20 protein-coding genes are annotated in these 13,472 nt (G+C 35.4%); 19 read left to right on the top strand and 1 reads right to left on the bottom strand.

Annotation, left to right across the window (positions count from 1 at the left end):
• The first annotated feature begins 13 nt into the window (after window positions 1-13).
• The 4 genes from JOJ89_RS13740 (at window position 14) to JOJ89_RS13725 (ending at window position 2,084) form a co-directional block, all read left to right on the top strand.
• Entirely contained in the window at window positions 14-259 is a 246-nt protein-coding gene (locus JOJ89_RS13740; RefSeq protein ID WP_203287904.1) for a hypothetical protein, read from the top strand.
• Window positions 259-1,050 carry a DUF4261 domain-containing protein gene (locus JOJ89_RS13735; RefSeq protein ID WP_242524613.1) on the top strand — a complete coding sequence of 264 codons (792 nt, stop codon included), beginning with the start codon at window positions 259-261 and terminating at the stop codon, window positions 1,048-1,050. The genes JOJ89_RS13740 and JOJ89_RS13735 overlap by 1 nt, the downstream gene beginning before the upstream one ends.
• 126 nt (window positions 1,051-1,176) lie before the next feature.
• A complete protein-coding gene (locus tag JOJ89_RS13730) occupies window positions 1,177-1,629 on the top strand; it encodes a DUF4279 domain-containing protein (RefSeq protein ID WP_203287902.1) in 453 nt (150 codons plus the stop codon).
• 104 nt (window positions 1,630-1,733) lie between these two features.
• Window positions 1,734-2,084, top strand: a complete 351-nt coding sequence (locus tag JOJ89_RS13725) for a YxiJ family protein (protein WP_203287900.1) — start codon at window positions 1,734-1,736, stop codon at window positions 2,082-2,084.
• Between the two features lie 119 nt (window positions 2,085-2,203).
• On the opposite strand, the gene JOJ89_RS13720 is transcribed toward JOJ89_RS13725, so the two are convergent.
• Window positions 2,204-2,647, bottom strand: a complete 444-nt coding sequence (locus JOJ89_RS13720; RefSeq protein WP_203287898.1) for a hypothetical protein — start codon at window positions 2,645-2,647, stop codon at window positions 2,204-2,206.
• Window positions 2,648-3,485: 838 nt separating this feature from the next.
• Between JOJ89_RS13720 and JOJ89_RS13715 the strand changes: the two genes are divergently transcribed.
• The 15 genes from JOJ89_RS13715 (at window position 3,486) to JOJ89_RS13645 (ending at window position 13,443) form a co-directional block, all read left to right on the top strand.
• The gene (locus JOJ89_RS13715) at window positions 3,486-3,857 is read left to right on the top strand and encodes a hypothetical protein (protein WP_203287896.1); all 372 of its coding nucleotides are present in this window, start codon (window positions 3,486-3,488) and stop codon (window positions 3,855-3,857) included.
• Window positions 3,858-3,905: 48 nt separating this feature from the next.
• Window positions 3,906-4,049 carry a hypothetical protein gene (locus JOJ89_RS13710; RefSeq protein WP_203287894.1) on the top strand — a complete coding sequence of 48 codons (144 nt, stop codon included), beginning with the start codon at window positions 3,906-3,908 and terminating at the stop codon, window positions 4,047-4,049.
• 424 nt (window positions 4,050-4,473) lie between these two features.
• Window positions 4,474-4,782, top strand: coding sequence for a hypothetical protein (locus JOJ89_RS13705; RefSeq protein ID WP_203287892.1), 309 nt, complete (start codon window positions 4,474-4,476; stop codon window positions 4,780-4,782).
• 259 nt (window positions 4,783-5,041) lie between these two features.
• Window positions 5,042-5,506: a hypothetical protein gene (locus tag JOJ89_RS13700; RefSeq protein ID WP_242524612.1), complete on the top strand. Its 465-nt coding sequence runs from the start codon at window positions 5,042-5,044 to the stop codon at window positions 5,504-5,506.
• Between the two features lie 72 nt (window positions 5,507-5,578).
• Window positions 5,579-5,734, top strand: a complete 156-nt coding sequence (locus JOJ89_RS13695; protein WP_203287890.1) for a hypothetical protein — start codon at window positions 5,579-5,581, stop codon at window positions 5,732-5,734.
• A gap of 119 nt (window positions 5,735-5,853) precedes the next feature.
• Window positions 5,854-6,132, top strand: coding sequence for a hypothetical protein (locus JOJ89_RS13690; protein ID WP_203287888.1), 279 nt, complete (start codon window positions 5,854-5,856; stop codon window positions 6,130-6,132).
• Window positions 6,133-6,210: 78 nt separating this feature from the next.
• On the top strand, window positions 6,211-6,726 hold the full coding sequence (locus JOJ89_RS13685) for a hypothetical protein (protein WP_203287886.1): 516 nt from the start codon (window positions 6,211-6,213) through the stop codon (window positions 6,724-6,726).
• Between the two features lie 117 nt (window positions 6,727-6,843).
• Window positions 6,844-7,341 (top strand): NUDIX hydrolase, encoded by a 498-nt coding sequence (locus JOJ89_RS13680; protein WP_203287884.1) that lies wholly within the window; start codon window positions 6,844-6,846, stop codon window positions 7,339-7,341.
• A gap of 787 nt (window positions 7,342-8,128) precedes the next feature.
• On the top strand, window positions 8,129-8,797 hold the full coding sequence (locus JOJ89_RS13675; protein WP_203287882.1) for a DNA alkylation repair protein: 669 nt from the start codon (window positions 8,129-8,131) through the stop codon (window positions 8,795-8,797).
• Window positions 8,798-9,174: 377 nt separating this feature from the next.
• Entirely contained in the window at window positions 9,175-9,678 is a 504-nt protein-coding gene (locus JOJ89_RS13670) for a hypothetical protein (RefSeq protein ID WP_203287880.1), read from the top strand.
• A gap of 108 nt (window positions 9,679-9,786) precedes the next feature.
• Complete coding sequence (locus JOJ89_RS13665; protein ID WP_203287879.1) at window positions 9,787-10,896, top strand: sensor histidine kinase; 1,110 nt, start codon at window positions 9,787-9,789, stop codon at window positions 10,894-10,896.
• A complete protein-coding gene (locus tag JOJ89_RS13660; RefSeq protein WP_203287877.1) occupies window positions 10,874-11,563 on the top strand; it encodes a response regulator transcription factor in 690 nt (229 codons plus the stop codon). Before JOJ89_RS13665 ends, JOJ89_RS13660 begins: the two co-directional genes overlap by 23 nt.
• Before the next feature lie 146 nt (window positions 11,564-11,709).
• The gene (locus JOJ89_RS13655) at window positions 11,710-12,087 is read left to right on the top strand and encodes a VOC family protein (RefSeq protein ID WP_203287875.1); all 378 of its coding nucleotides are present in this window, start codon (window positions 11,710-11,712) and stop codon (window positions 12,085-12,087) included.
• Between the two features lie 132 nt (window positions 12,088-12,219).
• Entirely contained in the window at window positions 12,220-12,765 is a 546-nt protein-coding gene (locus JOJ89_RS13650) for a GrpB family protein (RefSeq protein WP_035206960.1), read from the top strand.
• 288 nt (window positions 12,766-13,053) lie between these two features.
• Window positions 13,054-13,443: a VOC family protein gene (locus tag JOJ89_RS13645; RefSeq protein WP_203287873.1), complete on the top strand. Its 390-nt coding sequence runs from the start codon at window positions 13,054-13,056 to the stop codon at window positions 13,441-13,443.
• Window positions 13,444-13,472: the final 29 nt, after the last annotated feature.

Raw genomic sequence — 13,472 nt, 5'->3', positions numbered from 1 at the left:
CCGGGGGCTTCAAATGAGGAAATATGCATTTATTAAAGAAAAGGAATCCGAAATTAAGAAGATTATGGTTTTTGCATCAACTGAGGGCATTTCAGTTTTTCTGTATAATACAGTAAATAATGTTTCTTGCTTTGCTGACACTCATTTTGAAGAATTAGAAGCAGCAAAGGAGTATTTTGATGAAATGGGTATTGCTGAAGAGGATTGGATAATAATTAATGACCCAATAGAAGGTTATCCGGAGGACCTTATCTATTAGTGATTAGAATCGATCAACAATTGGAGGAGATTGAGGTGGAGCATACCCAACTTATCATTGGAATTCCTGGAAACTGGAAGAGTCGAACTGAAATAATTCAAGCCATTGCTTCCAAAAGTGATGGGTTTTTAATGGCTGGGGATATGATTCTTAATTCTCAAACAAGTACGGGATATCAGGTTGAAGTTTATGAGTATGATCATAACCTTTGTAATGCGTTTAATAATGCTAGCAGAGAATCTCTATCAAAAGATTTATTAGCCAAGATCAATAACCACACCCACACTCTATATGTAATAACGGATGTAAGGGATATTGAGGATGTTATAAATGTAATTGATGTAGGTGCTGGGTTACTCAAAGCAGGAGGAATTGCTGTTAAGATCGAAAATTCAGGAGTGGCTCTTTCAAAAGAGATTTGGTTAGAACTACAAAATAATCATGAATTTTCTCTTATATATTCTCATTTTGTAAATCTAGTTGGAGATAATGATTTATTTTATTCTTGTGGGATGCAATTTTTTGGTCTTCCTGACGTAATTATTACTTCTAATTTGGCATCTCGAGATGCAGCTAATCTTATTAATCATTTTAATTTATATAATTTGGTTGAAAGACCTACTATTAAAAACGGAGAAACATTCAGTATTGGACAAAACACACCAATAACGAAAATACAATTATCTGATGATTCGAGATATGATAAAGATGATTTATTCTATAACAAGTTTGGATTAATTGAGTTAAGAGAAAAGAAAGATAAAGGTAATTTTTGGAAAATATTCAAATAGGATAAAATGTGCTATTCCTAGAAACAACATAGTGATCGTCCATTTTATTAAGTAATGGGCAGGATGTTGAAAATTAATATATAAGTAATTTAGAAGAGTGCGAACTAATTAGAAGGGAAATTGTAATTGGATATGACCAAAGTAAAGGTTTGTTTTAGCTTGTTTGGAGATGAGTTTCCTATAGCTTACGTGACTGAATCATTGGGGGTTGTACCAACCGAATCCTATAAAAAGGGTGATGTCATTGAAAGGTCTTTTAAACAAAAAGGTATTTCAATGAAAACCATTTTTCGAAAAGAAACAGCCTGGGAATTGGGTACGGACTATCAAGAATCATATGATGTAAAGGAACAAATGGATCAGATTTTAGAACCATTAAAAAATAAAACCTCTATAATTAACCAGTTAGAAGCGAAGTATAAGCTGGAATGTAAAATATTTATCGTAATTGTTATGGAAAATGGGGACACACCTGGTTTATATCTTGATATTGAACAAATTGAATTCGCAAATCGTATAAAAGCTGAATTTGATTTTGATTTGTATGCAAATCCTTATATAGACAGTATTGACGTTTAAAATAAACTCTTTATTAAATAATTGCAGCAAAATAATACGCTTTTTCTTACTAGGAATAGAGCAGTTTAACGTAAGAACACAGCTAAATGGCAAGGAGCTAATTAATGAGAAAAGAACTAATCAATAAACTAAAAATTCTTTTCGATACGGAACTAAGAAATGAGTTCCCTGATGATATAGGAGAAATTGAAGAAGATTTCAAGGAACAGCTTTCTGAAGAATGTTTTACTGGGGATTTTAATGAATTTATTATGGTAATAGCAGGCAGTTTTTCTTATGTATTAGACAATAAGAAAATTCCTGAATTTCAAAGGGGTTTTCTTGATAAAGATTTCTTCTCTTTATACCCTCAATACTCCTTTTTAGAGGAATCGGTCAGCAAATATCCAGATTTTCATAAAGAACTTATGAGTTTTGAAAAAGCAAGATTACTATTGCTGGAAATGGTAGGATAATTGTTAAAGCAGTATGACTAAACAGGATTAATTTCTGATTAGTTATCTCATATAAAAGTGTTAAGCAGTTGCAGAAGACTGATCCGGGGAATCCAATGATAAAGGTTTGCTGCACGAAATCATTGCGATTCTTTAAGAACCCAAGGTATTTCTATATCAAAATCGATCTGAAGAGTGGGACTTGCAAATCCATTAGGAACAAAATGTAGATCGTTTGAAAGAACAAAAGTGAAATGACCTATTTTAGATACATTGATATCATTCCAACTGTTGGTGTTCACAGGTATTCCCTCGATGATTCTGCCGACGATATGGTAGCACCCGCTGTATAAGTGAAGACCCTTTTCATTAGGCCCAAACTCAGATAAGTGAACACACTTAGAAGGAGTAATACCTAGACTATTTAGAAATTTCAACTCTAAATTAGATGATGATTTCATAACTTCATAAAAGTTTAAACAATCTAAGCATTGGCATAATATCCAATTATTATTGTATTGCTTTTTAGTTGCGTCAACATCCACTTCTATAATCCAATTATGGACTTCAACTTTTTGAAACAATTTCAACACTCCTTGACCTTATTCAAAATGACAACGATATTATTAATAATGTTTATTTCAAAAGTTTTTTAAATTAATACTTTAAGCGATTTTGAGTTCTTCCCTTGATGTTTGTATCCCAAATAATAATCTTTTTAACCATTCGGGGCAATCATTGAATACGAATAATTTAGAGGGAAATAAAAAAAGAAAGAGCAGTCTACTCTTTCAGTCGTTATCCAATTTATCCGAAATCTTTCTTAAAATCTGATTTTTTTCTTGTTGTATTTTTAGAAATTTTAAGAGAAACCAAATAACAAATACAAAGGGAGCTATATAAAACAAAATAGTTATGATCGGAAAAAGAGCAAATATTATATCACTGTTCATCTTTAACCTCCTCCATTTGGATTAACTCCCATTAGGAATTATCCACCTTCCAATTTCTTTTTTACAAAATCCCTAAAATCTAGGAACAAATATATTAATCCTATTAGAATGAAAAAGAATGTAATCCAGCTTAAGTCGTCTGGTACACCTATAATGTAAAATAAAATTCCAAACGATATGTAAACTGCCCCAGTTAATTGCCGCATATAGTTTTCCCCCAATCAATGTATATATATATTCAATAAATTTCTTCATTAGACATTAGACCAGTAAATTATCCTTGTTTATCTAGATTAAGAAACAAGCAGATTTTATTTTACAAGCTCAAGTATTTGCAGCAAACATGGTTTACCTTTTCTTTTAACGCAATAAGGCATTGTCAATTGAAAAATTATCTGAATAGTGAAACTTAAAGATTGAACTACCGTATATACATTAATGGTGCATCTTTAAAGGGGGTATGCTTGTGTTGCGTGTGATTACAAAAGTAATGACTGCACTGATGATTTTCTTATTAGCTGCCTGTTCTCCAAATACGACTGTTTTCACTGGGGAATCAGACAACTGGGAAGCTGAATTAAAGATAATTCATAATGATAACAATATTGTAGATCAATATGTAAACCTCCTATTCAAGGGCAATGATCTAGATTCTGCAGGTAATATCTCCTATGAGGTCGACACTAATGCCGGAGGATTTGGTGGCAGCGGAATAGAATTAGATGAAAAAGGACATTTAAAGGGCAGCGATTTAAATAATATAAATGTCATAAAAACAACTTCAGCAATCATTTTTGTGGAATGGAACGGTGAAAAGGAAGAAATTTTTCTGAGAAAATAATCGTCACAATACTCGTAAGAGGTAGATTGCTTATAGGGGGATTTTAGAATGAAAAAAGATGATAAAGAAAAAAGCAAAATTAACACATTTGATGGCTGGAACCGTACGGTTTACGGCAGCCCTACTGTTGGTGGATTTATAGTCTTTGGATTAATTGCCATTTATATTGGATACCAGTGGATATTTGGTTAAGAAGGTTCGAATGCAGTAACTTGCAGCAACATTCAAGGCGTTTGTCCTAAAACGCTGTCCCATTATAATTAAACGATGAAAACTTCTGCATAGGACAGGAGAGGTACTATGTCAAAGTATATTAGTATTTTCTTTTTAACGATCATGGTAGTTTTTGCACTTTACATGATATTTGGTTCAATATTTATGGCCGGCGTAATTCTGCGGAAGAGGCAGTCTATACAGTAGGTCTTATAATAATCATTTTAATTTCTTTTTTGATCTCACAAACATACTATTTGATCGACTTAATAAGAAAGAAAAAATAATTTATTATTATCGGAAGCGATTTTTTCCAACAAGGGATAATCGCTTCTTTTATTGAATTCTTTATGAAGAAAACAAAGATTTAACAGGATTAACCAAGAAAACAAGGTGATAATGTATGGGATTTGATGTGGTTCTATATAATCGTGACGGATGTAGACTAAAGACTATATTTGAAGTCTCAGAAGAGCTCCATAGTGAGATTTTTCATTCTAAAAAAACCTGGCGCAGTTACTTGGAACTTAGGAAATTAAGTGATTATTACCTTACAGATGAAAACTTTTCAGGAGAGAGATTATCCAATCTCATATCAGACCTGATTAATTACAAGGTTTTTATTCCTGTATTTTACCTCGCAGAATACGAAGCTTTTATTGATGTTATTTCTAAAAGTGAAATAAGTGAAATTCACATTGGTGGCGACTAACATTTTGTTGAACTCACCGGTGAATTTTTTTTGTTTATAGGGTAAATCAGGTACCTTTTCTTTCATTCCTTTAAATTATGTGAGTACAAAAGCGACAGAAACCATTACACTTAAAGTATCTGATGTTTTTAGTTAGACTCAAGAAGGAGGGGTTAAACTGAAAAAAGAATATTTTGTGCAATATTCACATCAAAGTATAGTAAATAGTTATGATTTTCCCAAAAATACATTTGTATCAGTAACAATTGGAGTTACTGAAATGTCGGATGATTTTATCATAACCCTAGTACAAAAAATGTTCAGTTTCCCAATTTTCTTTGTTTTCGAATCAATAATTTTTGGATATGAAAAAGAGACTTTAATTGAGAATAATATTCCTTTTTTTGAGTTTTCTGCAGATGGGGCTATTATCAAAGTTGAATCTCAAAATAAAGTGGAACTTTTAGGTGAATTAGCATCAGAATTAGTCAGTAATGGACTTAGTGTCTTTATTTTTCATGGCACAAGTTTAGTAGAGCAGGAATTAATACCCTCAAGAAAATGGAATAAACAACCCAGGGTTTTCTTTAGTAATGTTGATATAAATAAAGTTGAGACATTTGTCGATGTGGAAGAGGTCGGAATTACGGTATTTACTAAAAGTAATCGATTTAATTCGCCTGGAAAAATCTCAAACTACATATCGGGTGATTACTCACTTGATACGAATAGCAGCGATATTTAACGTACCCGACGATCCATTATTAATCAATCCTGTTCATTTGCTGCACAGAGTAATTGCAAAAGAGGAGATACTATGGAACATCCTTATAAAGAATATGAGAATACAGAACTATGGAATGTAATTTCAAAGGGAATAGATAATTTATCTGAGAATCAGGATCTCAAAGAACTAACAAGAAGAGAATACATAGTTGGTTATCTGTGTAAACTCATCAAGCAAAACAGTTAAATCATATAGAACTATGGAAGTTGTCAGCTAAACAATGTTCTAGTTCTTTCATCTTGAGGAATTGGATATGAGAAAATTAAAAATAGATAAAACACTTCATTTTTGGGAGCTGGCTTTTGATGTTGAAAAATGTTTGTAAATGCAAATTGACGAATTCATATAAACTTGAAGCGGACAATGTGGCTGATCCAATTTGGTGCACCACATGTGGATGGAATCTTGATATTGATGAATTTTCATTGCAGGATGATCTTAAGAATGACTTATTTGAGTGGATTGATCAATATAAAAAAATACCAGCTAATAAACATAATGCAATCGGGCAAAACCTTACTGAAAAGGTAAAAGAAAATTTGGGTTCAAAATGTAGGGTGATATTTATTCCTCAAAATTACTAAAGGACAGATGTTATTCTTCTAAAGGTGTTCATTACAGTAAAGTATATTTGTGCTATATATAGAACAAGGAGAGTATGAATGCGTACAGCAATAGAAATGGAACTAGGAAAAACAATAGGTTTGAAATTACAGTATGCAGGAAGGGCCTCCAACCTATTTTGGCTGGGGTTTGGTGAAATGGTTCAAATTATGAGGAGAGGTCAGATAGAAGAAACAGCAGAATATGCATTACATGTACAATGTTCATGGCGGATTACATTCGATAACAAAATTGTTATAGCTGCTCGCGATTTCTATTCTCCAAACTCGAAGTGGGACGGCCTTATCGAAGATTTCGATTGGGACATTCAAGGGAACAATCGCTTTGATGAACGGATAAAATCTTTTATCAATGATAATGAACAAATAATCGTAGAAGAAATTGCAGTAGATGATTTCGGGGGATTTACAGTTATTTTATCAAATGGTTATAAGTTAGAAGTATTTCCAGATAGTTCAGAAGACGATGAGGATAGTGAGCATTGGAGGTTTTTTAGTTCAAAAGAGAAAAGCCCTCACTTTGTTGTTTCCGGAGAAGGGATTGAAAGAGTTTAATCTTCAACAATCGGGGGCAGTTCAGGAGGGTCCAACCAGAGTGGTTCCTCCAAAAGGATTCTTACTAAGAGACGTATTTCACTTTTACAGGATGGAGGGATTATCATTTTTAATGAAATGTTAGGAATTCAGGAGATTGATGATAAAAAAGTTAGGATAAACAACAGAGAAGCGGTCAGGGCTGTAATTATTCAAAACAATAAGATCCTTATGGTTCATTCAAATCTTGGAGACTATAAATTTCCAGGTGGTGGAGTAGATAAGAATGAAAGTCATGCAGAAGCTCTAATGCGTGAGGTCGCAGAAGAGACAGGCTATCTCAACGGTTTAGTTGGAGACAAAATGGGCATTGTCATTGAAAGACTTTTAGATGACTATGATAATGATGCTATCTTTCAAATGACTTCACATTATTATCTTTGTGAATTAACAGACGAGAAGGTCGTTGTACAACAGTTAGATGATTACGAGTCTGAACAAGAATATACGCCTAAATGGGTAAAGCTTGAAGATGCGATGGAACAAAACCAAATGATTTTAAAACAATGTGAGCAGAACGTATGGATACACCGTGAAAATTTTGTTTTGACGGAATTAAAAAAATTAATGAGTTAGTATAAGGTATGTTGTATCTTCTGCAGTTTGGCCGTTTTTTATGCAAAACGTCCAAAATATGAATAAGAATACTTAATCCCAACCCTTCAAACAAATGTGCGAATATCTTTTTTCAAGCACTCTCAACCCTTCGTCTGTTAGAAAAAACACGATTGAGCACTGAACAGAGTAGTACGTAAGATCTTCACTGATAAAGTAAAACAAAAACCCTCCTAACAAATGTAGGATTCCCGAAGTAAAAGCGCGTACAAAATTATAAGATATCTTCTTAGTAATAAGCTCTGCAAGGACGGAAATTGGAAGCCCATAGGCTGTACAGCCAATTATGCAGATGGAAAAGAAAATGATACTTGAAAACAAAATAGATGGATTCAATTCAACATTTGTAAAACCTTCTGTATAAGCATAGAAAGTATACATCATAGCAGAAATGACTACGACTATACACTTTTTATAAAAGAAGACTAACCGCTCCACTAGTAACACTCCTTTTCAGCTTCAATGTATGATAGTTATTTCTAATAGTACCATGTATTTACAACAATAATTGATGGAACTTTAATTAATCTTGTTTGTTACTTTCAGAAATTGAAAAATTTTTATCCAATTATAAGTATGTAAATGTTATTACTACATTAGAGAGGTTAATCCTATAAATGCTACTATATTAAAAAAGGTAAACTTTGGAGCTACATCCTGTAATAAGTTTTTTAATGACTTTAAGTTCTTGATCGATCACGTAAAGGACATATTATGAAACATTGCTTTAATAAAGGAGTTGTATATAATGAATGAAAAAAAAGATACAGAATTAAAACGCTCATCAAAAGCAGAAAACATTCTCTCTCAAATCAATACTAAAACTAAGCTAGGCGACTTGCGAAAAATCGCGAAGGACATTAAAAAAGATCACGAACTAGCTATGGAACTTTGGGCAACCGGAGAGTTTTTGCCCAGACTATTGGCAATCTTACTTATGGACAAAAAACTTCTTTCGCAAGATGTGTTAAATAAGCTTGATAAGGATATGCAGATTCACACCTTTGATGAGAGAAATAACTTAATGGATTGGTTAATGGCCAATCAGCTCACTAAAGACAAGAAGAACATTGCATTGATGGAGTCATGGGTAAATAGTCCTTCTGCTCTTCAAAGGCGAGCTTTCTGGTATTATCAAGCGCGATTGAGATGGACTGGACAGACACCGCCTGATAACACTGCAGAGTTACTATCTGCAATAGAAGCTGCTATTGCGCAGGAAGAGCCGGAAGTTCAATGGGCTATGAATTTCACCGCAGGCTGGATAGGCATTTATGATGAAAAGTATCGAGCACGTTGTATTAAACTTGGTGAGAAAACGGGTCTTTACAAAGATGAAATGGTATCTAAGGGATGTACTCCCAATTATTTGCCGGAGTTCATTACGATTGAAGTTAACAAACGAATGAATAATTAGGTAGAACTAACTGATAAATACATAAGGTTTTGATTTGAAAACAAAGGAATTCAAAGCTTAAATATGGACAGGATCTGAAAGTAAGCTTCCAGATCCTTTTTGCTTTGCTTGGAGCAGCACGAATGCTGGACGCTCTAAAGCCTGGATTGTTTTTGGCTGGTCACAAGGTATTCCTGAAATTCAGCAGCAGGTGAAAATAGAATCGAAATATTTCTTTGGAACTGTAGTAGAAGGTGAACCATCATTGCATTTTATCATTTATGCATTTAAGAATTATTTAATAACTACATAAGAAATCATTTCGAATTGTTCCTTACAATGAGTTCTAGTCAGCCGATAAGGCGACGAAAACTATTGATTGAAAAGGAGTTTTTCGCATGGCAAAAAAATCAGGTTATTACTCGGTTTTATCTCACCTTTGGATTCAGTGGATCATGTTGGGGGGCATCTTGCTTAATACGTTTATGGTCTATCCGAATATTTTTCATAACGTACCGGAAACATTGGAATCAACGATGGATTGGATGGAAGTCGCTAGTCCCCATACTTATTTTCCTCCATTGGGGTTTGCGAGTATTCTGACTGGTGTTCTGGCAGGGATTTTTGTGTGGAGAGTGAAACCGGCAAGAAAGTGGGTACTCTTCAGCCTGCTGGCAATCCTATTAGAAGGGGCAGCTTCCATTCTTTTTGAGTGGCCGCGGAATGAGATTATGTTTATTGAAGGTGCTGACGTTCATTCTGCAGAATTTCTAAAGCAAACGGTGAAGGAATTTAAGATTGTGCATTGGTTCAGGGTTATGTGCAATATATTTGGATCACTGTTCATTTTCGTAGGATTTATTAAGTTTGATCGTTTTATGACAGCAAAAGGAAATAACTAAATCATATAAACGGTGCCGGACAGTCCAATTTTGTGAAAGTGGAGCAGCGTCCGGCTTTACCGATACTTACACTGAAAATATGAGTGTGAAAGAGGAGGTGACGTGGAGGTGTCCATAAAGAAAAGACTGATATTATCTAATATCGGTATGGTTGTCATCCCGATTCTTGCTTTAATCATTGTCGAACTCGCTGCCGGGTATTTGTTTTTTTATGTGCTCGGAAGAAAGCCGGAAGGGGAGGACATGCAAGTCTTTCAAACCTTTCGTTTCGCAGCAATGATTGTGATACTGGCCATCACCAGTGGCATTCTGACCTATTCTATTTCCAGGAGTATCCTTAATCCAATTGAGAGATTATCCGAGACGGCTAAAAAGATCAGTGAAGGCGATCTTGATCACAGCTGTGCTTCAGATCGGAAGCATGAATTGGGGCAGCTGTCCAATACCTTTGAAGACATGCGGTTGAAACTAAAGAAAGCGGCAGCGGTTCAACAACAGTACGAGCTGAGCAGACAGGAGCTCATAGCCAGCATTTCGCATGATCTAAAGACTCCCTTAACCTCGATAAAGGGTTATGTGAGCGGTATTCAGGATGGAGTGGCGGGCACTCCAGAGAAACTGAACCGCTATCTTTCCAAAATTGAAAAAAACGCTCATGAGATGGATGTTCTCATTGATGAACTGTTTCTCTATTCCAAGCTGGACCTTGAAGAAATTCCATTTGCGTTTGAAAACGTTAAACTGGACGATTATTTTCATGATTTCATTGAGGAACTTTCGTTAACTCTTGAACAGGAACAGGGGAAAGCGGTTCTGATCTATGATCCTCTTCAATCTTATATCGTGGAAGCGGACAGGGAAAAATTAAACAGGGTCGTCATGAATATCAGTCAAAACAGTCTGAAGTATATGGATAAATCTGTGAAAAACATTCAGATCATCCTGATTGGAAAGGACAAGGAAGTTCAGGTCGAAATCAAAGATAATGGGAGCGGTATCCGGAAAAAGGATATTGACCATATTTTTGACAGCTTCTACCGGACAGATGAATCGAGAAATTCTTCTACTGGGGGCACCGGTCTGGGACTGTCTATAGCAAAGAAAATCATTGAAAAACACGGAGGGGAAATTTGGGCAGAGAGTGAACCGGGAGTGGGAACGAGTATTTATTTTACACTGAAAAAGGTGAATCAGCGTGAAGAAAATATTGATAATTGAAGACGAGACGGATATTGCTGAACTGGAAAGGGATTATTTAGAAGTGAATGGATTTGACAGCGATATCGCTTTGAACGGGGAGGAAGGGCTGCGTATGGCAAGGACTCATTCGTACAATCTCATATTGCTTGATTTAATGCTGCCGGGGATGGATGGGCTCGAGTTATGCAAAAAACTTCGGGACCTTCTGGATATTCCGATTCTCATGGTGACCGCCAGAAAAGAAGACATTGATAAAATCAGGGGCTTCGACCGCGGGGCAGATGATTATATTGTAAAGCCCTTCACACCAAGTGAACTGGTTGCTCGAGTAAAAGCGCATACTTCAAGATATGACCGGTTAATCAAGCGGGATTCCCTGAAAAATGAAATTGAGATTAAAAACTTGAGGGTGGATCTCGATTCCCGGAGAGTATACGTCGATCATGAAGAAAAAACATTTACCGCAAAAGAGTTCGATTTATTGGTGTTCATGGCGACTCATCCTGAAAGGGTCTTCACGAAGGAACACCTATTCGAGAGGATCTGGGGATATGACTCTCTTGGAGACATTACGACGGTCACTGTGCACATCAGGAAAATCCGGGAGAAGATTGAGCAGGATCCATCTGTGCCTAAATTGATTGAAACCATTTGGGGCGTAGGCTATAGATTTAAAAAGGAATAGTAAGGAAACATCGCGAGATTTCTTTAATAATGGGAGGCGGCTCATTTCTGATCGGTGAAGGATTCATGAGCATCTTTCTCGAATTAATAATTAGTAGTGTATTATCTGGCAAATAGCATTTAACTTAACTAAATGGAGTGAAGAAAATGATGAAAAGTCTGGGTCAAGTGATGGTATATGTTAAAGATCAAGATCAAGCGAAGAATTTTTGGGTGGAAAAAATAGGTTTTACCGTCATTGCAGAAGAAGATAACAAACAAGGCATGAGATGGATTGAAGTAGCTCCTAAAGCGGGAGGAACAAGTATCGTGCTACATAATAAAGACTTCATTGCTCAAATGGAACCTGAATTGAATCTCGGTACTCCTTCTCTCATGTTCTTTACAGACAACGTGGACCGTTTGTATGATGACTTAAAGAATAAAGGTGTGAAGGTCGGTGAGATTGTAGACTTACCGTCCGGAAAACTGTTCAACTTTGCCGATGATGAAGATCATTATTTTGCCGTACAGGAAAGGAAGTAATGAAAGAAGCATACTTCGAAAACGCCAAATTTTGGCATGGAAGCAAGGTAAGTACTATTTCAAATTAGGGAGCGGCTGCAGCAAATGGATCGCCTTTTCATAGTGGGAAATTAGGCGAGGGGGATAGAGTTAGTGGACAATGGTAATGAGCATAACAACATTCCAGTGTGGGCATTTGAAAGAATTGAGATAGTTAAGCCAGACCCTGATTGGAAGGAAAAAGGTATTCGGGAAAGAGAAGAGCTTCATAATGTACTTTCAGCTTTTAATGTAAAACAAGTAGAGCATATTGGCAGTACTGCAATTTCTAATTTGCCCGCCAAACCAATTATCGACTTAATGGCCTCTGTTCCATCATTGGAACTTATCAGAGAAATAGCGGAAACCCTAGCTTTACACCATTGGCATTATGTACCTCCTAAATTAGACAAAAAGCCGTGGAGAAGGTTTTTCGTAAAAGTGAAAAACGACAAACGAGTAGCACATTTACAGTTGATGCAAAAAGGCGAAGAACGCTGGGAAAAACTACTTGCATTTAGAGATAAATTAAGAACTGACGCACATCTGGCAAATGAATACGCTGTAATGAAAAGTCAGTTAGCGCAAGAATTTAATGATGACCGTGAGAGATATACAGAAGCTAAAACGGAATTTGTTAATAAGGTGTTATTTAGTTAAGGAACTTATTGGGAATTCCGAAGCGAGAGAACTCCATTTTGATCTGGAGTTTTTTTTGTTGTTTCTGGGCGTTAATGTTTAGCGGTTTACACCTTTCAATTAAATCTTTTGCCAAATGGAATAGGCTTCTTATTTTGTCGAGCACGTCCCAAAGTACATCAAAAGTAGTATAATCATTCCTCCAAACAACTGAAGCATTTCCTTCTTAAAACAAGTAAGCTTATGATACCAGCCGAAATAAGGAGAAATTTCTCATTTGGTGAATTGTTATTGTAAGGAGAGATTGAAATGAATTATGTACAAGTTCGTGTAGCTAGACCAACAAACAAATTAAAGGAAATCGTTCGGTTTTATGGAGAAGGGTTAGGGTTGAAACAAATCGGGCAATTTCAAAATCATGAAGGCTATGACGGGGTGATGTTTGGTATTCCTGATGCATCGTACCATTTGGAATTTACGCAGCATATAGATGGAAGTCCGTGTCCTGCTCCAACAAAAGATAATTTACTTGTTTTCTATATTCCTAATAAAGATGAGATTCAGCGTTTACACAGCCATTTGAAAACGATGGGCTACAAAACGGTCGAACCTGAAAATCCTTACTGGAAAGAATCTGGTGTTACGATTGAAGATCCAGATGGCTGGCGTATCGTTTTTATGTGTACTAAAGGAATTTAGTTGAAGTTTTTTATTAAAAAACAAAGGAA

The sequence above is a fragment of the Metabacillus sp. cB07 genome, assembly GCF_016839225.1.
GTDB lineage: Bacteria > Bacillota > Bacilli > Bacillales > Bacillaceae > Bacillus_P > Bacillus_P indicus.
This window is presented reverse-complemented; position numbering and strand designations above follow the sequence as displayed.